18 protein-coding genes are annotated in these 22,562 nt (G+C 70.6%); 7 read left to right on the forward strand and 11 right to left on the reverse strand.

The features are described from left to right. Nucleotides 1-255: 255 nt before the first annotated feature. Nucleotides 256-2,712, forward strand: coding sequence for a DNA topoisomerase IV subunit A (locus ABZV31_RS30785; protein ID WP_355900167.1), 2,457 nt, complete (start codon nucleotides 256-258; stop codon nucleotides 2,710-2,712). A gap of 17 nt (nucleotides 2,713-2,729) precedes the next feature. Here ABZV31_RS30785 and ABZV31_RS30790 read toward each other — a convergent pair whose 3' ends face one another. Beyond that, nucleotides 2,730-3,878 (reverse strand): GTP-binding protein, encoded by a 1,149-nt coding sequence (locus tag ABZV31_RS30790; protein WP_355900203.1) that lies wholly within the window; start codon nucleotides 3,876-3,878, stop codon nucleotides 2,730-2,732. A gap of 808 nt (nucleotides 3,879-4,686) precedes the next feature. On the opposite strand from ABZV31_RS30790, the gene ABZV31_RS30795 reads away from it, so the two are divergent. Then, nucleotides 4,687-5,298 carry a DUF6082 family protein gene (locus tag ABZV31_RS30795; RefSeq protein WP_355900169.1) on the forward strand — a complete coding sequence of 204 codons (612 nt, stop codon included), beginning with the start codon at nucleotides 4,687-4,689 and terminating at the stop codon, nucleotides 5,296-5,298. A 12-nt stretch (nucleotides 5,299-5,310) separates the two neighbouring features. On the opposite strand, the gene ABZV31_RS30800 is transcribed toward ABZV31_RS30795, so the two are convergent. Then, complete coding sequence (locus ABZV31_RS30800; RefSeq protein WP_355900171.1) at nucleotides 5,311-6,477, reverse strand: citrate synthase/methylcitrate synthase; 1,167 nt, start codon at nucleotides 6,475-6,477, stop codon at nucleotides 5,311-5,313. Between the two features lie 96 nt (nucleotides 6,478-6,573). On the opposite strand from ABZV31_RS30800, the gene ABZV31_RS30805 reads away from it, so the two are divergent. The 4 genes from ABZV31_RS30805 to ABZV31_RS30820 all read left to right on the forward strand — a co-directional run bounded on the left by ABZV31_RS30805 (nucleotide 6,574) and on the right by ABZV31_RS30820 (nucleotide 11,321). Next, entirely contained in the window at nucleotides 6,574-7,830 is a 1,257-nt protein-coding gene (locus tag ABZV31_RS30805) for a citrate synthase (RefSeq protein WP_355900173.1), read from the forward strand. 54 nt (nucleotides 7,831-7,884) lie between these two features. After that, the gene (locus ABZV31_RS30810) at nucleotides 7,885-8,823 is read left to right on the forward strand and encodes a sucrase ferredoxin (RefSeq protein ID WP_355900175.1); all 939 of its coding nucleotides are present in this window, start codon (nucleotides 7,885-7,887) and stop codon (nucleotides 8,821-8,823) included. Nucleotides 8,824-8,970: 147 nt separating this feature from the next. Further along, the gene (locus ABZV31_RS30815; protein ID WP_355900177.1) at nucleotides 8,971-10,644 is read left to right on the forward strand and encodes a sensor histidine kinase; all 1,674 of its coding nucleotides are present in this window, start codon (nucleotides 8,971-8,973) and stop codon (nucleotides 10,642-10,644) included. Next, a complete protein-coding gene (locus tag ABZV31_RS30820; protein WP_355900178.1) occupies nucleotides 10,641-11,321 on the forward strand; it encodes a response regulator in 681 nt (226 codons plus the stop codon). Before ABZV31_RS30815 ends, ABZV31_RS30820 begins: the two co-directional genes overlap by 4 nt. A gap of 53 nt (nucleotides 11,322-11,374) precedes the next feature. Here ABZV31_RS30820 and ABZV31_RS30825 read toward each other — a convergent pair whose 3' ends face one another. The 3 genes from ABZV31_RS30825 to ABZV31_RS30835 form a co-directional block, all read right to left on the reverse strand. Continuing rightward, complete coding sequence (locus ABZV31_RS30825) at nucleotides 11,375-12,436, reverse strand: ABC transporter substrate-binding protein (RefSeq protein WP_355900179.1); 1,062 nt, start codon at nucleotides 12,434-12,436, stop codon at nucleotides 11,375-11,377. A 68-nt stretch (nucleotides 12,437-12,504) separates the two neighbouring features. Further along, entirely contained in the window at nucleotides 12,505-13,368 is an 864-nt protein-coding gene (locus ABZV31_RS30830; protein ID WP_355900180.1) for an ABC transporter permease, read from the reverse strand. After that, complete coding sequence (locus ABZV31_RS30835) at nucleotides 13,358-14,173, reverse strand: ABC transporter ATP-binding protein (protein WP_355900181.1); 816 nt, start codon at nucleotides 14,171-14,173, stop codon at nucleotides 13,358-13,360. Before ABZV31_RS30835 ends, ABZV31_RS30830 begins: the two co-directional genes overlap by 11 nt. Nucleotides 14,174-14,334: 161 nt before the next feature. Between ABZV31_RS30835 and ABZV31_RS30840 the strand changes: the two genes are divergently transcribed. Next, on the forward strand, nucleotides 14,335-15,027 hold the full coding sequence (locus ABZV31_RS30840) for a response regulator (protein ID WP_355900182.1): 693 nt from the start codon (nucleotides 14,335-14,337) through the stop codon (nucleotides 15,025-15,027). 49 nt (nucleotides 15,028-15,076) lie between these two features. Here the strand turns inward: ABZV31_RS30840 and ABZV31_RS30845 are convergent, their stop codons facing one another. The 6 genes from ABZV31_RS30845 to ABZV31_RS30870 all read right to left on the reverse strand — a co-directional run bounded on the left by ABZV31_RS30845 (nucleotide 15,077) and on the right by ABZV31_RS30870 (nucleotide 22,293). Beyond that, nucleotides 15,077-16,669 carry a cation acetate symporter gene (locus tag ABZV31_RS30845; protein WP_355900183.1) on the reverse strand — a complete coding sequence of 531 codons (1,593 nt, stop codon included), beginning with the start codon at nucleotides 16,667-16,669 and terminating at the stop codon, nucleotides 15,077-15,079. Beyond that, nucleotides 16,666-17,229, reverse strand: coding sequence for a DUF485 domain-containing protein (locus tag ABZV31_RS30850; RefSeq protein WP_355900184.1), 564 nt, complete (start codon nucleotides 17,227-17,229; stop codon nucleotides 16,666-16,668). Before ABZV31_RS30850 ends, ABZV31_RS30845 begins: the two co-directional genes overlap by 4 nt. Nucleotides 17,230-17,297: 68 nt before the next feature. Continuing rightward, nucleotides 17,298-17,981 (reverse strand): response regulator transcription factor, encoded by a 684-nt coding sequence (locus ABZV31_RS30855; protein ID WP_355900185.1) that lies wholly within the window; start codon nucleotides 17,979-17,981, stop codon nucleotides 17,298-17,300. Further along, nucleotides 17,978-19,129, reverse strand: a complete 1,152-nt coding sequence (locus tag ABZV31_RS30860; protein ID WP_355900186.1) for a histidine kinase — start codon at nucleotides 19,127-19,129, stop codon at nucleotides 17,978-17,980. Before ABZV31_RS30860 ends, ABZV31_RS30855 begins: the two co-directional genes overlap by 4 nt. Further along, the gene (locus ABZV31_RS30865) at nucleotides 19,126-19,647 is read right to left on the reverse strand and encodes a DUF1453 domain-containing protein (RefSeq protein ID WP_355900187.1); all 522 of its coding nucleotides are present in this window, start codon (nucleotides 19,645-19,647) and stop codon (nucleotides 19,126-19,128) included. The genes ABZV31_RS30860 and ABZV31_RS30865 overlap by 4 nt, the downstream gene beginning before the upstream one ends. 522 nt (nucleotides 19,648-20,169) lie before the next feature. Then, complete coding sequence (locus tag ABZV31_RS30870) at nucleotides 20,170-22,293, reverse strand: DNA topoisomerase IV subunit B (protein ID WP_355900188.1); 2,124 nt, start codon at nucleotides 22,291-22,293, stop codon at nucleotides 20,170-20,172. Nucleotides 22,294-22,562: the final 269 nt, after the last annotated feature.

The raw sequence follows: 22,562 nt of genomic DNA on the forward strand, positions 1-22,562 counted from the left end.
GGGCAAGGCCGGGTCCATGAATGCCGGGGCGGGCCGTGCGCGAGTGCCGGGGCGGGCCGTGCGCGAGTGCCGGGCCGGGCGGGCAAGGCCGGGTCCATGAATGCCGGGGCGGGCCGTGCGCGAGTGCCGGGGCGGGCCGTGCGCGAGTGCCGGGCCGGGCGGGCAAGGCCGGGTCCTGGTCCGCGTTGTCAGTCCGGCGGTCCACAATGGTCCGCGTCAGATCCCGTCACACGCTTCAGCAAGGAGCCGGCAGCGATGGCCCGCCGCAGCACGAAGACCCCGCCGCCCGACGACTCGTACGAGGAGAAGATCCTCGACATCGACGTCGTCGACGAGATGCAGGGCTCCTTCCTCGAGTACGCGTACTCGGTCATCTACTCGCGCGCCCTGCCGGACGCCCGGGACGGCCTCAAGCCGGTCCACCGCCGCATCGTCTACCAGATGAACGAGATGGGCCTGCGCCCCGACCGCGGCTACGTGAAGTGCGCCCGCGTCGTCGGCGAGGTCATGGGCAAGCTCCACCCGCACGGCGACGCGTCGATCTACGACGCCCTGGTGCGCATGGCGCAGCCCTTCTCGATGCGCGTGCCCCTGGTCGACGGCCACGGCAACTTCGGCTCCCTGGGCAACGACGACCCACCGGCCGCCATGCGGTACACCGAGTGCCGGATGGCCGCGGCGGCGAGCCTGATGACCGAGTCGATCGACGAGGACACGGTCGACTTCGCGCCCAACTACGACGGCCAGGAGCAGGAGCCGGTGGCCCTGCCCGCGGCGTTCCCGAACCTGCTGGTGAACGGCTCGTCGGGCATCGCCGTCGGCATGGCCACGAACATGCCGCCGCACAACCTCGCCGAGGTCATCGCGGCCGCCCGCCACCTGATCCGCCACCCGAACGCGGACCTGGACGCCCTGATGAAACACGTCCCGGGCCCCGACCTGCCGACCGGCGGCCGGATCGTGGGCCTGTCTGGGATCCGGGACGCGTACGAGACGGGCCGGGGCACCTTCAAGATCCGCGCGACGGTCTCGGTGGAGGCAGTGACGGCGCGCCGCAAGGGCCTCGTCGTCACCGAGCTGCCCTTCAGCGTCGGCCCGGAGAAGGTGATCGCCAAGATCAAGGATCTGGTCGGTTCGAAGAAGATCCAGGGCATCGCCGACGTCAAGGACCTCACCGACCGCGAGCACGGCCTGCGCCTGGTCATCGAGATCAAGAACGGCTTCGTGCCGGAGGCGGTCCTGGAGCAGCTGTACAAGCTGACGCCGATGGAGGAGTCCTTCGGCATCAACAACGTCGCGCTGGTGGACGGCCAGCCCCTCACGCTGGGCCTGAAGGAGCTCCTGGAGGTCTACCTCGACCACCGCTTCGACGTCGTACGGCGGCGCAGCGAGTTCCGCCGCGGCAAGAAGCGCGACCGGCTGCACCTGGTCGAGGGTCTGCTCACGGCGCTGGTGGACATCGACGAGGTGATCCGCCTGATCCGCTCCAGCGAGAACTCCGCGCAGGCCAAGGAGCGCCTGATGCAGCGCTTCTCGCTGAGCGAGGTCCAGACGCAGTACATCCTCGACACCCCGCTGCGCCGCCTGACCAAGTACGACCGCATCGAGCTGGAGGCGGAGAAGGACAAGCTCACCGCGGAGATCGAGGAACTGACCCGGATCCTGGAGTCGGACGCGGAGCTGCGCAAGCTGGTCTCCTCCGAACTGGCCGCGGTGGCCAAGAAGTTCGGCACCCCGCGGCGCACCGTCCTGCTGGATTCGGGCGACGTCCCGGCCGCGGCCGTGCCGCTGCAGGTGGCGGACGACCCGTGCCGTGTCCTGCTGTCCTCGACGGGCCTGCTGGCCCGTACGGCGAACGGCGATCCGTTCCCGCCGGACGCGGACGGCAAGCGCCAGAAGCACGACGTGATCGTCTCGGCGGTCCCGACCACGGCCCGCGGCGAGGTGGGCGTGGTGACGTCCGCCGGCCGCCTGCTCCGCCTGAACGTCGTCGACCTGCCCCAGCTGCCGGAGACCGCCTCGACACCGAACCTCTCCGGCGGCGCGCCGCTCTCGGAGTTCGTCTCCCTGGAGGACGACGAGACGGTGGTCTGCCTGACCACACTGGACGAGTCGTCGCCGGGCCTGGCGCTGGGCACGGAACAAGGCGTCGTCAAGCGCGTGGTGCCCGACTACCCCGCCAACAAGGAGGAGTTGGAGGTCATCACGCTCAAGGAGGGCGACCGGATCGTCGGCGCGGTCGAGCTGCGCACCGGTGAGGAGGACCTGGTCTTCATCACGGACGACGCCCAGCTCCTGCGCTACCAGGCCTCCCAGGTCCGCCCGCAGGGCCGCCCGGCCGGCGGCATGACGGGCATCAAGCTCGCCGAGGGCGCCAAGGTCATCTCGTTCACGGCCGTCGACCCGGCCACGGACGCGGTCGTCTTCACCGTCGCCGGCTCGCGCGGCACGCTGGACGACTCCGTCCAGACGACGGCCAAGCTGACCCCGTTCGACCAGTTCCCGCGCAAGGGCCGTGCCACCGGCGGTGTCCGCTGCCAGCGGTTCCTGAAAGGCGAGGACTGCCTGTCCCTGGCCTGGGCGGGCCCGGCCCCGGCGCGGGCCGCGCAGAAGAACGGCAACCCGGCCGAGCTCCCGGACATCGACCCGCGCCGCGACGGCTCGGGCGTGTCGCTGCCGAAGACCGTGGCGGCGGTGGCGGGGCCCGTCTAGAAAAAACGGCGGATCCTCTAGACGGGGGGATCCTCCAGGTCCGGTTCCTCGGGGCCCTGCTCCGGGGAGTCCGGGTCTTCGGGCTCGGACTCGAGCTGTCCGGGGTCCTGCGCTTCGGGATCTTGGACGTAGCGGAGGACGCCCCACATGCCGTACTCGTCGGCGTGCGGGGCGTCGTCCTTGCACGCCTCCAGTTCCTTGCCGAGGGCGGGGGCGTCGATGCCGGAGCCGATGAGCACGAGCTGGGTGAGGCGGGGATCGCCGGCCTGCCAGGGCTCGGGGTAGAAGCGCAGGAACCGCCCGACGGCGTGCACGGCGTAGCGGTTGCGGGGGTCGTGGGGGCCGAAGTCGACGTACCCCTTGATCCGGTAGAGCCCGTTGGGACGGCTGTCGAGGAACGGCATCAGCCGGCGGGGACTCAGGGGCACGTCGGAGGTGAAGGAGAGGCTGTCGTAGCCGGAGTGCAGGTGCCCGGCATGCCCCTGGTCGTGGCCGTGCTCTTCGTGCTCGTCACGCGCGTCGCGCTCGACTCGCTCGACGCGCTCGTGCAGATCGTCGAAGGAGAGCTGCCCGATGCGCTCCTCGCCCGGCCTGCAGTCGAAGAGGAACTCGGGGTCGACGCGGCCGTAGGAAGCCGGGACGACGGCGGCCCGGTCGACGAGGGACCGTACGAGCCCAAGCACCCTGTCGCCGTCGGCGGCCCGATCGATCTTGTTGACGACTACGAGGTCGGCAAGGGCGAGGTGCCGGTCGATCTCGGGATGCCTCGCACGGGTGTCGTCGAACTCGGCCGCGTCGACGACCTCGACGAGGCCGCCGTAGACGACCCTGGGGTTCTCGCTGGCCAGCACCATGCGGACGAGCTCCTGGGGCTCGGCGAGCCCGCTGGCCTCGATGACGACGACGTCGATACCGGCGGCGGGGTTGGTGAGCCGGTCGAGGTAGAGATCGAGCTCACTGGCGTCGACCGCACAGCACAGGCACCCGTTGCCCAAGGAGACGGTGGAGTCCCCGAGCGCTCCCGCGACCGCCATGGCGTCGATCTCGATGGCGCCGAAGTCGTTGACGACGGCGCCGATGCGGCTGCCACCGCTGTGGTGCAGGAGGTGGTTGAGGAGCGTGGTCTTGCCGGAGCCGAGGAATCCGGCGAGTACGACGACCGGGATCTGCCGCGGACATGGATTCGAACTCGGGCTCGAGCTTGCGCCCCTCGAACTTTCGCCCCTCGCGCTCGGACTCGGGCTCGGGCTCGGCAGGCTCACCGTGCGACCTCTCTCACGCCGACGCGTGCACCGGCTCACGGTGCCGGTCCACGTACGAAGACTGAATGCCGGCCCAGGATACGAGCCGCGGGAATCATGACGAAGTGAACGATTGTTAGCAGCAGTTGCGCGGCAGACGAAGGACATGGCGCCGGACTGTGCGACCCTCGCTTCCCACCGTGCGCCTCCTCTCCGCCTCCCCGCCGATCAGAGCCGCTCGGCACTCCGGGAGACGGCAAGCGCCGCCCACCGCTCGCCGGTCCCCGTCACCCGACCCGCACCCCGACGACCGACGGACGGCCGCCTGATCGGGGGTTATTGACATGGCCACACAGAATTCAGGGATCTGGAGGATCGTTTTGGCCGCGCAGGCAAAGCTTGCGGCCGCCACCAGCTCCATCGTTGCTGCAGGCTCGCGCCGCCACAGAAGAGCAGCTAGACGACCACAGCACCGCGGGCGCCTCTGTCCGTCGCAAAGTCCCGCGGGAGACACGAGCAACAAGCTGTGAGGTGTGGAGGCCCGACTCCCCTGCGGTCCTGGGCCCTCCTGCAGCAGCACCGAACGATCGCCCCTGGTTTCTCCGACCCAGTGCGGGGAAGCATCCCGGTCGACCTGGGGAGGGGAACCTTGGCCCGTGGGACGGCGTGGAACTCGACAGCCAGGTTCAGCACATGGCTTGTCGCAGCCGCCATCGGTATCGGTTTCGTATGCGTGGCCTCGATCTCCGTCAGTGGCTGGCTGATAGACGGCGTGGAACGAGCGAACGGCGGTCTTCGGACCGCCGCTCAACGAAGCGTCCTGGGTGAGTACTTCGGCGCGGTCAGCGCCGTCTTCTCAGGTGTGGCTCTGCTGCTCCTCGTCATCACGCTGCTCTTCCAGCAGCGTGAGCTGCACTTGCAGCGCCAGGAACTCGCCTTGCAGCGAGAGGAGTTGATCGCCTCCCGCGACGAGCTTCGGAGGAGCGCCGCCGCGGATCTGCGCAGTCTCCATGTCCAGCTCACGCAGATGCAGATGGCCGACCCGGTCCTCGCCGAGGTCTGGAACGACTGGCCCGGCCAGTCTCCGACCGACGTACGGCAGCTCCTCTTCGCCAACCTCACCTACGGCCATTTCATGCTTCTCCATGAATGGGGAAGCGTCACGGAAGAGGAAGTACTCGCTCACGCGCGGCGGCTGGTAAGAAGCCGCCCGTTCCGTCACTACTGGTTCCTCTCCCGCGAAGCCAAAGCCGCGCTCCCCCCTGACAGCGTCGAGGGGCGCTTCTTCAGGCTCTTCGACCGAGCAATCAGCGAAACCGAAGCGGGCGGCGGGTCGTCGTCCTGACGTCTGCCGACGTCAACGCATGGCCGGCACCGCCACCGGCGCCTCCGGCTCCACATACCGCGCCACCGGCCTGATGATCTTCGAGTCCTCGGCCTGTTCGAGGATGTTCGCGCTCCAGCCCACCACGCGGGCCGCGGCGAAGGTCGGGGTGAACATTTCGCTGGGCAGGCCGCACAGTTCCATGACCACGCCCGCGTAGAACTCGACGTTCGTGTGGAGTTCGCGGCCGGGCTTCAGTTCCGCCAGGATCGCCTCCACGCGGCGCTCGACCTCGACGGCGAAGTCGACGCGCGGACCGCCGAACCGCTGGGCCGTTTCGCGGAGCATCCGGGAGCGGGGGTCCTCGGTGCGGTAGATCGCGTGGCCGAAGCCCATGATGCGCTCGCCGGCGAGGACGCGTTCCCGGATCCAGGGGTCGATGCGATCCGGGGTGCCGATCGCGTCCAGGGTGTCCAGCGCCCGGCTGGGCGCACCTCCGTGCAGCGGCCCCGACAGCGCCCCGACCGCCCCCACCAGGCACGCTGCCACATCCGCTCCCGTCGATGCGATGACCCGCGCCGTGAAGGTTGACGCATTGAATCCGTGATCAATGGTTGAGATCAAGTACTGCTCGATGGCCCGGGCCCGCTCCGGGTCCGGCTCGGAACCCGTCAGCATGTACAGGTAGTTGGCCGCGTACGACAACTCCTCCCGCGGCTCCACCGGCTCCAGCCCCTGCCCCAGCCGGTGCAGCGCGGTGAGCAGCGTCGGTACGGCCGCACAGGCCGCCAGCGTGTCCTGGCGCCGCCGGTCCGCGTCGATGCCGTACAACGGCCGGAAGCCCTTCGCCGCCCCCAGCAGCGACAGCGCCGTACGCATGCCGGCGAGCGGGCCCGACCGCCAGCTCGCCGCCGCGATCGCTGGCAGCGCCGCCCGCACTTCGGCCGGCGGTCTGCGCAGCTCGGCAGTCCGTGCGGCAAAGGCAGCGCTCTGCCCGGCGTCCGGCAACTCCCCGTGGACCAGCAGATGCCAGACGTCCTCGAAGCTGCGGGTCTGCGCGAGTTCGACGGCCGAGTACTGGCGGTAGTGGTAGAAGCCCTCGAGCCCCCGTACGTCACCGATTCGGGTGTCGGTGACCACGACTCCCGCGAGTCCCCGCGGTACGTCGACAAGAGTGGCTGCGGCCCTGTTGATGGACATGTTTCCTCCCTGGACTTGATTCGACTGTCCATGCTTGACTGACTTCCTATCAATATTGATTCGATCAATGTGCGGCCGGACAGATACGGTGAACCCATGCGCGATCAAGAACCCGCCCCCAGCCCCGCGGAACGGCGGCTGAGCACCAAGGAGACCGCCGAACTGCTCGGTGTGAAGCCCGAGACCGTTTACGCCTATGTGAGCCGCGGTCAGCTCAGCAGCCGACGCGAGCCGGGCGGCCGGGGCAGCACCTTCGACGCCAAGGAGGTCGAGGCGCTCGCCCGTCGCAACAGGCGGGAGAGCAGTGGCAGTTCGGGCTGCGGCGGGGAGCTGTCCGTGCGGACCCGCATCACGCTCATCGACAAGGACCGGTACTACTTCCGCGGCGTCGACGCGACCGAACTGGCCGCCCGGCACACCTACGAGGAGGTCGCCGAGTGGCTGTGGACCGGTCACCTGCGTCCCGGCGTCACCTTCACCGCGCCCGACGCCTCCGTCGCCGTGGCCCGCCGCGCTGTCGACGCCCTGCCCGAACACACCGGACCCACCGACCGGCTGCGGGTCGCCGCGATCGCCGCCGCCGCCGCGGACCCGCTGCGCTTCGACCTGTCCGAGGACGCCGTGCTCGGCACCGCGCGCATCCTGATTCCCACCCTCGTCACCGCCCTGCCGCCGGTCCTGCGCGGCCACCGCGACCAGGGCCCGCTCGCCCACCGCCTGTGGGCGCGGCTGAGCGGCCGCCCCGCCGACGAGGCGTCCCTGCACGCCCTGGACACCGCGCTCGGACTGCTCGTCGACCACGACCTCGCCGCCTCGACGCTCGCCGTGCGCGTCGCTGCCTCCGCCCGCGCACACGCCTACGCCGCCGTCTCCGCCGGGCTCGGCGTGATCGAGGGCCCGCTGCACGGCGCGGCCAGCGGGCTCGCCCACCGGCTGCTGCTCGAGGTGCTCGACCGGGGCTCCGCCGGGCCCGTGATCGCCGACGAACTGCGCGACGGCCGCCGCATCCCGGGACTCGGCCACCGGCTCTACCCCGGCGAGGACCCACGCGCGCGTGCCCTCTTCGGCCTCCTGGAGGAGATCCCCCATGCCGCCCCGGCGCTCGCCGCGGCCCGCGACATCGTGGCCACCACGGCCCGCCACACGCCGTTGCACGCGAACGTCGACCTGGCCCTCGCCGTGCTCACCGCCTCCTGCGCCATGCCGTCCACGGCGGGCGAGACGATCTTCGCCGTGGCCCGGACGGCGGGCTGGATCGCCCATGCCCTGGAGGAGTACGGCGAGCGCCCCCTGCGCATGCGGCCGAGCGGACAGTACACAGGACCACGGCCACCGCAACCACTGCCGGAATAGATCACTCCGACGGCCGGAAGCCGCCCCGCCTCAAGTCAGGTTAGGCTCACCTCTGTGAGTACGTGCGCGACCGCCTCCCGGGACCTCGACGAGCCGATGTCCGGAACCGCGGCCACGGCGACGACGTGGCTGCTGCTGGAACAGCCCGGCCCGTGGGGTGCCAAGGCGCTCACTTCGAGCCATCTGGACCCGGCCCTGGGCCGCGCCCTGGAGCGGGCCACGCAGGGCACCGGAGTCCGCATCGCGCTCATCCGCCACCCGGGGCGGCACGCCGATTGCCGTACTCCGTCCGTGCGGCGTGTGTACGCGGCCCACACCCTTCCCGGGAACGTGTGGCTGCACGGCGCCGTGACCGCCGACCCGGAGCAACTGCTCGGCCTCGATTTCGCCGCGCTGGGCAGGGGCGACCACCACAGCTTCGACGCGGTGCTGAGGGGCCGGCCCCACACGAGCGACCCGCTCGCGCTCGTCTGCACCAACGGCAAGCGCGACCGCTGCTGCGCCCTCCTCGGCCGCCCCCTCGCGACCGAGCTCGCCACCTCCGGAGTCGAGGGCGTCTGGGAGGTCACGCACCTCGGCGGCCACCGCTTCTCACCGACACTGCTGGTCCTGCCATACGGATACGCGTACGGCAGGGCCGAGGCGCACGCCGTCAAGGACGTCCTGCACGCCGTCCAGGAGGGCCGGGTCGTCGTCGAGGGCTGCCGGGGCCGCTCGGCCTGGGAACGGCCGGGACAGGCCGCCGAACTGGCCGTGCGCACGGCGGCGGGCGAGTACGCGGCGGACGCGCTGACCGTCGTCCGCACGGACGGCGCCGCCCCGCGCTGGGAGGTGACCGTCGCCCACGCCGACGGACGCCGGTGGCGCGTGATCGTGGCCCAGGGTGCATCCCTGCCGCCTCGCCCGGAGAGCTGTGGGCCGGTGCTGGGCGCGCCCGCGCGGATGGACGTGGTGACGGTCCGCGAGCTGACCGCGACTCCGCTCGCCAGCTGACCGCGGCTCCGCTCGCCAGCTGACGCCGCGCTGGTACGCGAACCGGAACCGACCCGCTCCCAAGGTTCCGCTTCCCCAAGAATCGGTCAAGAGATCCACACCACATCCCCTGGGGCAGCCCTCGCCCGCGGACGTACCGTCATGCCTATGAGCCCCACTGCCTCCGCACGCCGTCGGCGCCTCGGTCTGCCACGGCGGGTGTTCTCGCAGGTGCTGCTGATGCAGCTGGCGATCGCCGCGGGAGTCGCGGTGCTCGCGACCGGGCTGTTCCTGGCACCGCTCAGCCACCAGCTGGACGACCAGGCGATGCACCGCGCGCTCGCCATCGCGCAGACCACCGCGCAGAACCCGGAGATCGCGAAGGACCTCCAGGACACTCCCCCGACCGTCGACGGGCCCGTGCAGAAGGAAGCGGAACGGATCCGCAAGGCCACCGACGCCGAGTACATCGTCGTGATGGACTGGCGGGGCGTGCGCTGGTCGCATACCGACCCCCAGCAGGTCGGCCAGGTTGTCTCGACCGATCCCACACCAGCCCTGGCCGGCAGGGAGGTCATGCAGATCGACAGCGGCACCCTGGGCCGCTCCGCCCGCGGCAAGGTGCCGCTGCGCGACGCGCACGGCGAGATCATCGGGGCAGTCTCGGTCGGCATCGCCTACGACAGCGTGCGCGCCCGGCTCATCAGCGCGATCCCCGGGCTGCTCGCCTACGCCGGAGGGGCGTTGGCCGTCGGCGCGCTGGCCGCCTGGCTGATCTCCCGGCGGGTCCAGCGGCAGACCCGGGATCTGGCCTTCTCGGACATCGCGGCCCTCCTCGCGGAGCGCGAGGCGATGCTGCACGGCATCCGCGAGGGGGTCGTGGCCCTCGACCGCACCGGCCGTATCCGTCTGCTCAACGACGAGGCGCGGCGCCTGCTCGGCATCGGCGACGAGGCGGTCGGCCGGTCCCTCGACGAGGCGCTCGGCGAGGGCCGCACGACCGACGTCCTGGCGGGGCGGGTGACGGGCACGGATCTGCTCACCGTCCGCGGGCAGCGCGTCCTGGTCGCCAACCGCATGCCCACCGACGACGGCGGCGCCGTCGCCACCCTGCGCGACCGCACCGAGCTGGAGCAGCTCGGCCGGGAGCTGGACTCGACGCGCGGCCTGATCGACGCGCTGCGCGCCCAGGACCACGAGCACGCCAACCGCATGCACACGCTGCTCGGGCTGCTGGAACTGGAGATGTACGACGACGCCGTCGAGTTCGTCGGGGAAGTGGTCGGCGACCATCGGGCCACGGCGGAGCAGGTCGCCGAGAAGATCCAGGACCCGCTGCTCGCCGCCCTGCTGGTGGGCAAGGCGACCGTCGCGGCCGAGCGCGGAGTCGCTCTGTGGGTCGCGGACCGGACGCGGCTGCCGGACCGGCTGGTCGACCCCAGGGGGCTGGTAACGGTCGTCGGCAACCTGGTGGACAACGCGCTGGACGCCGTCGCGGGCACACCGCACGCGCGCGTGGAGGTCGAACTGCGCGCCGAGGGACGCACCGCCCTCCTCAGGGTGCGCGACACGGGGCCCGGAATCCCGGCGGAACAGCGTGAGTTGATCTTCACGGAGGGGTGGTCCACCAAGAAGCCGCCGGCGCACGGCAAACGCGGCATCGGCCTCTCCCTGGTGTGCAGGCTCGCCGAGCGGCAGGGAGGGAGCGTGACGGTGGGCGAGGCGCAGGGCGGGGGCGCGGAGTTCACGGTCGTCCTGCCCGAGGCGCTCGCCGAGCCCGACCTGGATCCGGCCCCCACCGCGGCTGCCGTCAAGACCGCTGCCGAGGAGGAGGCGCGATGATCGAGGTCCTGGTCGTGGACGACGACACCCGGGTCGCGCAGGTCAACGCGGCCTACGTCGAGAAGGTGCCGGGCTTCCACGTCGCGGGCGAAGCCCACAGCGCGGCCGAGGCACTGCGCCGGATGGAGACGCTGCCGCACCTGGACCTGGTCCTCATGGACCACTACCTGCCCGACGAGACGGGCCTGGCGGTCGTCCAGGAGATGCGCCGCCGCGGCTACCAGACCGACGTGATCATGGTGACGGCGGCCCGGGACGTGGCCACCGTCCAGGCGGCGATGCGGCAGGGTGCCCTGCAGTACCTGGTCAAGCCGTTCGCCTTCGCGGGGCTGCGCGCCAAGCTGGAGGCGTATGCGAAGCTGCGCCGCACTCTGGACGGCGGAGGGGAGGCCGAACAGGCCGAGGTGGACCGGATCTTCGGGGCGCTGTCCACCGCCTCGGTGCCCGAGCTGCCCAAGGGACACTCCCCCACCACCGCCGAGCTCGTCCGTCAGTCCCTGATGAAGGCCGAAGGGCCCCTGTCGGCCCAGGAGATCGCCGAGCGGACCGGGGTGAGCCGGCAGACCGCCCAGCGGTATCTGAAGCTCATGGAGCGCACGGGAAGGGCCCGGCTGACCCTCAAGTACGGCGACGCGGGCCGCCCGGAACACCGTTACGTGTGGGCGACCCGCGCCTGAGGGCACGGCCCGTGGGGCGGGGGAAGAGGCCGTGCCCGCCTTGCATACGGATGTCAGCCCGTCGCCTTCTCCACGAACTCGGTCGTGTACGTCTTGCTGAGGTCGACCTTGGCGTTCTTGATGTTGGGGTTGAACGCCTTGAGGACCCTCTCGACGGTCTGCGGGCCGTTGGCCGGCATGACGCCGTCCTTGGTGAACATCGGCAGCGTGCTCTTGATCGCCTCCGCGTAGAGCGTCTTGTCGCCCTGGGAGTAGTCGGCGGGCATCTTCGCGGCGATCTCGGAGGCGCTGTGCGTGGACATCCACTTGAGCGTCTTGACGAATGCCTTGGCCAACTTCTGGACGGTGTCCTTGTGGCTGTTGACCCAGTCCGTCTGCATGTACAGGCTGGACGACGGGTACGCGCCGCCGAGCGCCTGCTGCGAACCCTCGGGCGTCCGCATGTCGAGGAGGATCTTGCCCACCTTCTTGTCCAGGATCGTCGCGACGGTCGGGTCGGTCGTCATGCCGCCGTCGATGGCGCCCTTCTGGAGCGCGGAGATGAAGGTCGGGCCCGCCCCCACGGCGACCGGGGTGAACTCGCTGACCTTCACGCCGTCCTTGACCGCGAGGTACTTGGTGAGGAAGTCGGTCGAGGAGCCGAGGCCGGTGATGCCGAGTTTCTTGCCCTTGAAGTCCTTCGGTGAGGTGATCCTGCTCGCCGCCTTGGTGGAGACGACCTCCACCTCTCCCGGAGCCTGCGAGAACTGGACGACGGACTCGACGTACTTCCCCTTGGTCTGCAGGTCGAGGGTGTGGTCGTAGAAGCCGACGGCGCCCTGGACCTGGCCGGAGACGAGCGCTGTCTCGGCCTGGACGCCGGCGGGCTCGCTCAGCAGCTGGACGTCCAGGCCCTCGGCCTTGAAATAGCCGAGGCGCTGGGTGAGCATCGCCGGCAGGTAGATGACCTTGTCCAGGCCACCGACCATGATCTTGACGTGCTCGCCCTTGCCGCCGCCCCCGCCGCTGCCGGTGTCGGCGGTGGAACTGGCCGAGTCGTTGGCGCAGGCGGTGAGGGAGGAGAGGGCGAGCAGGCCGGCGGCGGCCGACGCCGCGATTCTGGCGGTCTTGCGCATGGCGGTTCACGTCCTTGTGAGAGGGCGGTGCGAGGGAAGAGAAGAACAGTGGTGCGGCGGTGGGCCGTTCAGCGCTCGGAGTCCGCCGGCTTCCAGCGGAAGATGCGGCGCTCGGCGAAGGTGAGCAGCCCTTCGGCGAGAAGGGCGACGACGGCGAGGATGACCATCGCGGCGTACACGCCGGCCGCGTTGAAGGTGCCCTGGGACTGCGCGACGAGCAGGCCGATGCCCTTGGTGGCGCCGATGTACTCGCCGACGATCGCGCCGATGAGGGCAAAGCCGAAGCTGACGTGGAGGCTGGTGAAGATCCACGAGGTCGCGGACGGGATGACGACCTGGAGGGTCACCCGGCGGTCGCTCGCGCCGAGGATCCGGGCGTTGGCGACCAGGTTGCGGTCGACCTCCCGGGCGCCCTGGAAGGCGTTGAAGAACACCGGGAAGAAGACGAGGACCACGGCGGAGGCGACCTTGGAGGCCGGCCCCAGCCCGAACCAGATCACGAAGATGGGCGCGAGCACGATCCTCGGTATGGAGTTGAGCACCTTGATGTAGGGACCAAGGACATCGGCGAGCAAGGCGATACGTCCGAGCGCGATGCCGAGGACCACGCCGGCCACCACACCGAACACCCAGCCGAGCAGAGCCTCGTAGAGCGTGTACCAGATCTGCTCGCCCAGGGAACCGAGCGCGGTCCCGTGCGTCACCCAGGTCCAGATCTGGTCCCAGATCTTCGAGGGCATCGAGAAGTTGAACGGATCGATGACCTTGGCCCGGGAGAGCACCTCCCACAGGCCGAGCACGGCGACCAGGAGCAGGACGCGGACCGTGGTGACGACGACCTTGCGCCGGCGGGCGGCACGGGCCCGGGAGTGCGCGCGGTCGGGGGTCTTGACCGTGTCGACGACCGGCGTGCTGAGGACCTCAGGCGACATGGGCGGCACCCCTCTCACGGGTGATGCGGACCTCTTCGCCCAGGGACTCCCAGATCTCGCGGTAGATCTCGACGAACTGCGTCTCCAGACGCACCTCCTCGACCTTGCGCGGCCGCGGCAGGCCGATGTCGAAGACCTGCTTCACGGTCGCCGGACCGGCGGTCATCACGACGACCTTGTCGGCCAGCGCGATGGCCTCCTCCAGGTCATGGGTGACGAAGACGACCGACGCACGGGTGCCTTCCCACAGCTCCAGCAGCTCGTCCGACATCAGCGCCCGGGTCTGGACGTCGAGCGCCGAGAAGGGCTCGTCCATCAGCAGGATCTCGGGGTCGTTGACGAAGGTGGCGGCGAGCGCGACACGCTTGCGCTGGCCGCCGGAGAGCTGGTGCGGATAGCGGTCCTCGAAGGCGGCGAGCCCGACCCGGGCCAGCCACTCGCGCGCCTTCTGCTTGGCCTCCGCCTTCGGTACGCCGCGGAAGCGGGGGCCGGCCATCACATTGGACAGCACCGTGCGCCAGGGGAAGGTGGCGTCCTGCTGGAAGACGAAGCCGACCTTGTCGCCGACGCCGCGGACCGGCTCCCCGGCGACCAGCACGTCGCCCTCGGTGGGCTCCTCCAGGCCGCTGACCAGGGTCAGCGTGGTCGACTTGCCGCAGCCGGTGGGCCCGACGACGGCCACGAACTCGCCGCGTCCCACGATGAGGTCGAGGTCCCTGACGGCCGTGTGCAGACCCCCGGACGGGGTCCGGAACGTCTTGCTCGCGCCCCGTAGCTCAATGGCGGGGCTGGTGGTTGCGCTCATGGCCCGGGACGGTAGATGTGGCCCGGACCACAGCAGCAGTCTTCTGAGCGCAAGCCGTTCTTTTGCTCGCAAGCACCTGTTGTGCTCGTTTTGCTCGCGCTACAACAACGGAGCCGAAACACGGGCTTGACGCTCGCGTGGCCTTGACGGAAAGAGGCCCGATGATTGACGTCCTGGTGGTCGACGACGACTTCCGTGTCGCTGAGATCAACGCCAAGTACGTGGGAAAGGTTCCCGGCTTCCGGGTGACCGCCCGCGCGCACAGTGCCGCGCAGGCACTGGCCGCCGTGCAACGCGGCGGCATCGACCTGGTCCTGCTCGACCACTACCTGCCCGACCAGACCGGCCTCGAACTCGTCCACCGCATGCGGGAGCAGGGCCACGGCACCGACGTCATCATGATCACGGCGGCCAGCGACGTGGCGACCGTCCAGCAGGCAATGCGCCTGGGCGCCCTGCACTACCTGGTCAAACCCTTCACCTTCGCCGCGCTGCGCACCCGCCTGGACTCCTACGCCGCCCTGCGCCGCACCGTCGACCGCGTCGGCGGCCGCGGCGTCGCCGGGCAGGAACAGGTGGACCGCATCTTCGGCGCCCTGCGCACCACGCCCGCACCGTCCTCCCCCGGCCTGCCCAGCGGGCACTCGGAACCGACCACGGACCTCATCTGCGGCGTCCTGCACCGCGCCGACCATCCGCTGTCAGCCCACGAGGTGGCCGCCCGGACCGGCCTGAGCCGCTCCACGGCCCAGCGCTACCTCCGCCACCTGGAACAGGCCGGCCGCCTCCGACTCTCCCTGAAGTACGGCGAGACGGGGCGGCCTGAGCACCGGTACGCATGGGTGGCGCCGTAGCCCTGCGTCGAGGAAGGGCACGGCGGTACGACGTTGGGGGGCCGGCGGGCTACACGGCACCTGCCCCCGTCAGCGACCGCACCTCGGTCTCGGCGTGCTTGGCCTCGTCCGGCAGCTCTGCGGAGGTGACGGTGCCGAGCCAGCCCGCGACGAAGCCGAGCGGGATGGAGACGATGCCGGGGTTCTGCAGCGGGAAGTACTGGAAGTCGACGCCGGGGAAGAGCGAGTCGGGGCTGCCGGACACCACCGGGGACAGCACGACGAGCCCGACTGCCGGGATCAGTCCGCCGTATACGGCCCACACGGCGCCACGGGTCGTGAAGCCGCGCCAGAACAGCGAGTAGAGCAGTACCGGCAGGTTCGCGGAGGCGGCGACGGCGAAGGCGAGGCCCACCAGGAAGGCGACGTTGAGGTCACGGGCCAGCAGGCCGAGGGCGATCGCGACCACGCCGATCCCGACCGCGGCGACGCGCGCCACGGCGACCTCGCTGCGTTGCCGGGCGCCCCGGCGCCGCAGGGACGCGTACAGGTCGTGGGCCACGGACGCCGAGGAGGCGAGCGTGATCCCGGCGACCACCGCGAGGATCGTGGCGAAGGCGACGGCCGCCACCACCGCGAACAGAACCGTTCCGCCCGTGGAGTCCGCGCCTCCGCCCAGGTCGAGAGCCAGCAGCGGAACCGCCGTGTTCCCGGCCGCGTTCGAGCTTCGTACGGCCGCCGGGCCGACGATCGCGGCCGCGCCGAAGCCGAGGACGATGGTCATCAGGTAGAAGCCGCCGATGAGCCCGATGGACCAGATGACCGAACGGCGGGCGGCCCTCGCGGTCGGCACGGTGTAGAAGCGGGACAGGATGTGCGGCAGCCCGCCGGTGCCCAGCACCAGCGCGAGCCCCAGGCTGATGAAGTCCATGCGCGCGGTCCAGTCCCCGCCGTACTTCAGTCCGGGTGCCAGGAAGGCGTCCCCGTGGCCGCTGCGCTCGGCCGCCGTGAGCAGCAGCCGGTCGAGGTCGCCGTGGAACCGGACCATGACAAGCACGGTCAGGGCGATGGTGCCGCCCAGCAGCAGGACCGCCTTGACGATCTGGATCCAGGTGGTGGCCCGCATCCCTCCCAACGACACGTAGATCACCATGAGCGCGCCGACGCCGATGACGGTCCAGGCCTGTGCCGCCTCTCCCGTCCGCCCGAGGAGCATGGCGACCAGGCTGCCCGCGCCCACCATCTGCGCCACCAGATACAGAACGGAGACGGTGACCGAGGAGGTTCCCACCGCGATCCGCACCGGCCGCTCGCTCATCCTTGCGGCGACCACGTCGGCGAGCGTGAAGCGTCCGCAGTTGCGCACCAGTTCGGCGACGAGGAACAGCACCACCAGCCAGGCCACGAGGAAGCCCACCGCGTACAGCAGCCCGTCGTAGCCGAACAGCGCCATGAGCCCGGTGACGCCCAGGAAGGAGGCGGCCGACATGTAGTCGCCCGCGATGGCAAAGCCATTCTCCATGGGTGAGAAGAGCCGCCCGCCCGCATAGAACTCCTCGGGCGACCCGTGCCGGTTGTGGCTCACCCACGTCGTGATCACCAGGGTGACCGCGACGAACACGCTGAACAGCAGCAGCGCCAGCGTCTGATGGTTGCCGGTCACGAGGCACCTCCCTGCACACCGCGCGTCAGTTCCTGGGTGTCCCAGCGCAGTTCCAGCGCGGCCCGGTCCCGGCGCAGCCGGGCGTGCCGGGCGTAGGCCCAGGCGAACAGAAAGGTGCTGAGGAACTGCCCGAGCCCCGCGAGCATCGCCACGTTCACCGCGCCCGCGACCGACCGCGCCATGAACCCCGGCGCGGTCGTCGCGGTCACGACGTACCCCACGTACCAGACGAAGAAGACCGCGACCGCCGGCACCACGAACCGCCGGTACCGGCTGCGTACCTCCTGGAATGCCGCACTGCGCTGCACCTCGAGGTACACATCGGCTGCCGCGCCGACGGCCCGGCCACCGCCGGGCTGCTCCCGGTGCGCCGCCGGCACCGGTGCGGTGGGGACGCCCCTGTCGTCCAGCTCACCCCAGCCGGAGGCCAGCGCGTCGTACCAGGGGTCGCGGTACCTCATGTCTTCGGATCCGGGGGCCGGGTCCTGGCCGTCGTGGTTCTCGGCCGGAATCTCGGGACCACCTCCGCCACCGCGGGAACGACCGTTGCTTGACTGCATGCCCAAGGATGGACAGAACGTAAAGATCCCTGACTTCTCTTCTCCACGCTCTCACCCCATCAGGTGACTCACCCCGCAGGCGGCCGCACCAGCCCCTTTGCATATGCGTAACGCACCGCCTGGGCACGGTCCTTGAGGCCCGTCTTGGCGAAGAGGTTGTTGATGTGGGTCTTCACCGTGGCGGTCGAGACGTGCAGTCTGCGGGCGATCTCCTGGTTGGTCAGGCCTTCGGCGATCAGCAGCAGCACCTCGGTCTCCCGCGCGGTGAGCCCGTCCGGCGCCTCGACGGGAGCTTCCGGCCGGGGCTCGGGCTCGGACAGCCGCTCCAGCAGCCTCCGTTGGATGCTCGGCGACAGTCCCGCGTCTCCGGACAGCACGCTCTCCACGGCCCGGACGATCTCGTCGCCGCCCGCATCCTTCGTGAGGTAGCCACGCGCCCCTGCCCGCAGGGCGGGGAACAGCGACTCGTCGTCCGCGTACGTCGTGAGGATCACGACCTGTGTCCCGGGATGCTCCGACCGGATCCGCCGGGTGGCCTCGACACCGTCGCAGCGGGGCATGCGCAGATCCATCAGGACGACGTCCGGTGCGAGTTCGGCGACGAGCTTCACCGCCTCGTCCCCGTCGCCGGCCGACCCGACGACCTCGATCCCGGGCAGCAGCCCCAGCAGCATCACGATGCCCTCCCGGACGACGGTCTGGTCGTCCGCCACCACGACCCGCGCGGGCTTCTTCTCGGCCTCCTCCGTCATACCGGCACCTTCAACGTCACCGCGAACCCCTCCTCGTGCGGCCCTGCCTCCAGCGAACCGCCCAGCAGCTCGGCACGCTCCCGCATGCCCAGGAGACCGTACCCGCCTCCGGACCCGGTGAGCTCACCGGGCGGGCCGCCCGAGTCCCTCACGTCGAGCGTCACTTGGTGCTCGCTGTAGTCCAGTCGTACGCGGACTTTGGCGCCCGGCGCGTGCTTGCGGACGTTGGTCAGGGCCTCCTGGGCGACCCGGCGCACGGCCTGCGACGCCTCGGCCGGCAGTGGCCTGCGTTCACCCGTGACGGTGACCTCGGCGCCGTCGTTCGCCCGCACGAGCTCGCTCAGGAAGTCCTCCAGCGGGGTCAGCTCGCCGCACAGCGCGGACAACGCCTGCCGGGTCTCGGCGAGACCGTCGTGAGCCATCCCCCGCGCTGCCACCACCCGTTCGAGGATCTGCTCCCGGTCGGCGCCCCGCTCGATGAGCAGCCGGGCCGCCTCCAGGTGCACGAGCTGCGCCGAGAGGCTGTGTGCCAGCACGTCATGGATCTCCCGCGCGATCCGGGCCCGCTCCGCCAGCGCCGCCGACTCCGCCTCCGCCACCCGCGCGGCCCGCTCCTGGGCGAGCAGCCGCTGGGCGTTGCCCCGGGCCTCGGCGTCGAGCCGCAGAACGTAGCCGGCGAGAGCGAGCCCCACCGTCGTGGCCACCGTGGTCAGCCACGCGTCGTCGGTGACCGCGGCGTACGACGCGAGGGCGATCGAGGTCACGGGCAGCGCGGCCGCGAGGGGCAGCCGCTCCAGCGCGCCGATGGCACAGCCGCACCAGATGACGAGGGCCGGAACCCGGAAGCCGACGGTCTGAGCCACCACCGCGAGCGTCAGAAGCACGATGATGAGCGCAAGGGACGGCCAGAGCCGGTGCGCGAGGGTGGTGCGGAAGAAGGCCCAGGAGACGAGTGCGGCCACGATGACGCCCGCCGCGCCTCCGACCGCGCCCCATCCGTGGACGTTTCCGCTGCTGAATGCCCCCCACAGCAGCATGCCCAGCACCAGCGTCCTGGCGGCCCAGGCGAGCATCCGCCGGGGCCGCGAGATCCCTGCGCGTCCGAGCGCCTCGCGGGAGGGCCAGCGCGTCCAGGCGTTCTCCGTCACACACGCTCCTTCCACGCGGGCCGAGGCATGTCGTCACCGTACGTCGTGGTCCGGGTGGCCGAGGTGAGGGACTGCGTCCGCCAGACCAGGATTCCCGAGCGGACCAGCAGGGTGCCTGCGAGGGCGAGGAGCAGGGCGGAGCTGTCCTGGTGCACGCCCAGCAACGCGCCGAGCGCGAAGAGGCCGACGCGCAGGGCGATGCCGCCGATCCAGACGGTCACGCTGGCCTTGGTGCTCTTGGTCCACACCGTGCCGTCCGCCTCCACCCAGATGCGGGTGGTCCACGCCCAGCCCGCGCCGGTGCCGAGGCCGATGACCAGTTCGGCGGCGAGCAGCAGGACGGACTCGGTGCGGTGGTGGGCGTCGACTATGCCGGGCTCGCGGAGCGCGACGACCGCCAGGATCGCGGGCAGGAGCCACCAGCGCCGGTCGGCGTCGAGCCGGCGGGCGCGGAACTGCCGCGAGATCACCAGGGCGGCGACGATCACGATCACCAGCGCGTTGACGAGCCCGGACATCAGAGCCTCCGTGAGCGGGAAGGGGATGCCGACGGCGGGTGCCGCCGACGCCTTCGACGCTACGGAAAGTCGCAGGTCAGCAGATCGGCGCCGAGGTGGATCGTGGGTGGATCCCGGAACACGGCCGTTCTCCACCCGCGGGTGGAGAAACGCCTTGTGACTCCCGGCGACGCGTGCAGGCGCAGACGGTGACACGCACGGCCGCCCGGGGCGACGGGCCGGGCGTCGAGGCAGCGCCGGGCGTCGAGGCAGCAGAGGGCACCGAGACGCCCACAGCGACGCCCATGGACCCGACGATGCCACGGCCCCCGCCGCCTGCGACGCGCGCCGGCGGACCCCGTCGGTCACGCGCCCGCCGTCGGGGCACCCAACGTCGTAGGGCCAGGCGCCCAGCAGCCCGGCGGGCGACCCCGCCCCCGCCCCGCGTCCGGGCCCAGCGGTCGGCCCCGGCCCATGTCGGGCCCCAGCCCCAGCCCCGGCTCCAGCCCGACCCGACGCCCCGGCTCAGGCAGAGCATTGCGGTTACGCGTCGATGCGGGAGCGGTCCAGCGTCGCCGCCGAGCTCGCGATGAACTCCTTGCGGGGAGCCACGTCGTTGCCCATCAGCAGGTCGAAGACCTGTTCGGCGGCCTCCAGGTCGGAGAGGTTGATCCGGCGCAGGGTGCGGTGGCGCGGGTCCATGGTGGTCTCGGCCAGCTGGTCGGCGTCCATCTCGCCGAGACCCTTGTACCGCTGGATCGAGTCCTTGTACCGGATGCCCTTGCTCTGGAACTCCAGCAGCTTGTCGCGCAGTTCGCGGTCCGAGTACGTGTAGACGTACTTGTCCTGGCCCTTCTTCGGCTGGATCAGCTCGATCCGGTGCAGCGGCGGCACGGCGGCGAACACCCGGCCCGCCTCGACCATGGGCCGCATGTAGCGGTGGAACAGCGTCAGGAGCAGGGTGCGGATGTGGGAGCCGTCCACATCGGCGTCGGTCATCATGATGATCTTGCCGTAGCGCGCCGCGTCGAGGTCGAAGGTCCGGCCGGACCCGGCTCCTATGACCTGGATGATCGCGCCGCACTCGGCGTTCTTCAGCATGTCCGTGACGGATGACTTCTGGACGTTGAGGATCTTGCCGCGGATCGGCAGCAGCGCCTGGAACTCGGAGTTCCGGGCGAGCTTCGCCGTACCGAGCGCGGAGTCGCCCTCGACGATGAACAGCTCGCTGCGGTCGACGTCGTCGCTGCGGCAGTCGGCGAGCTTGGCGGGCAGCGAAGAGGACTCCAGGGCCGTCTTGCGGCGCTGCGCGTCCTTGTGCTGGCGCGCGGCGATGCGCGTCCGGGCGGCGGCGACGGCCTTCTCCAGGACCACGCGGGCCTGCTGGGCGGCGTCACGCTTGGTGGAGGTCAGGAACGCCTTGAGTTCCTTGGAGACCACGTTGTTCACGATGCGGCGGGCCGCCGACGTGCCGAGGACCTCCTTGGTCTGGCCCTCGAACTGCGGCTCGGCGAGGCGGACCGTGACGACCGCGGTGAGGCCCTCCAGGGCGTCGTCCTTGACTATGTCGTCCTCGGCGACGCGCAGCAGCTTCTTGGCGCGCAGCACCTCGTTCATCGTCTTGGTGACGGCCTGCTCGAAGCCGGCGACGTGGGTGCCGCCCTTGGGGGTGGCGATGATGTTGACGAAGGACCTGACCGTCGTGTCATAGCCAGTCCCCCAGCGCAGCGCGACGTCCACGCCGAGCTCGCGGGTGACCTCGGTGGGCGTCATCTGGCCGTGGTCGTCGAGGACCGGGACCGTCTCCTTGAAGGTGCCCTGTCCGGTGAAGCGCAGGATGTCGCAGACCGGCTTGTCGCTCGCCAGGTACTCGCAGAACTCGCTGATGCCGCCGTCGAAACGGAAGGACTCCTCGCCCTTGCTGCCACCCTCGCCGAGGCCGTACTCGTCACGGACGACGATGGTCAGCCCGGGCACCAGGAACGCCGTCTGGCGGGCGCGCTGGTGCAGGGTCTCCAGGGAGAGCTTGGCGTCCTTGAGGAAGATCTGGCGGTCGGCCCAGTACCGCACGCGCGTGCCGGTGCGGGTCTTGGGGATCTTCTTGGTCTTGCGCAGGCCGCCCTTGGCCTCGAACTTGGCGTCCGGGCCGGCCCCGGCGAACACGCCGGGCACGCCGCGCCGGAAGCTGATGGCGTGGGTGTGACCGGCCCGGTCCACCTCGACGTCCAGGCGGGCGGACAGGGCGTTGACCACGGAGGCGCCGACGCCGTGCAGGCCGCCGGAGGCCGCGTACGAGCCGCCGCCGAACTTCCCGCCCGCGTGCAGCTTGGTCATGACGACCTCGACGCCGGACAGGCCGGTCTTGGGCTCGACGTCGACGGGGATGCCGCGGCCGTTGTCCCGCACCTCCACGGAGCCGTCGTCGTGAAGGATCACCTCGATGTAGTCGCAGTAGCCGCCGAGGGCCTCGTCCACGGAGTTGTCGATGATCTCCCACAGGCAGTGCATCAGACCGCGGCTGTCGGTCGAGCCGATGTACATGCCCGGGCGCTTGCGCACGGCCTCGAGGCCCTCGAGGACGAGCAGGTGCCGCGCGGTGTAGTTGGAACCATCCCGGTCTGCTCCTGCCAGCAGCGCTGTGGACGGCACGGACGTCTCGGCGGTCACGCGGTTCGCTCCTCGCTGAATTTCAGTGGGGCCCTATGGAGTGAGGGCGCGGCTTCGGTAGCCGCTCAGAGGGTACCGAGGCCTGGTAGAGCCCTTGTAATGCAACCCTCGGCAGGGACCTAGACTAGTAGAGAGTCGCATGGATGTTCGATCCCTCGTTGGAGTGAAGCGGATATCACGTTCCCTTCGAGGCATGAACCATTTAGGCTCCGGGCACGTCCTCATGAACAACCGGCAACCCGGCCGGGAGGACCGACCATGACCGACAG

The sequence above is a fragment of the Streptomyces sp. NPDC005202 genome, assembly GCF_040608235.1.
Lineage (GTDB): Bacteria > Actinomycetota > Actinomycetes > Streptomycetales > Streptomycetaceae > Streptomyces.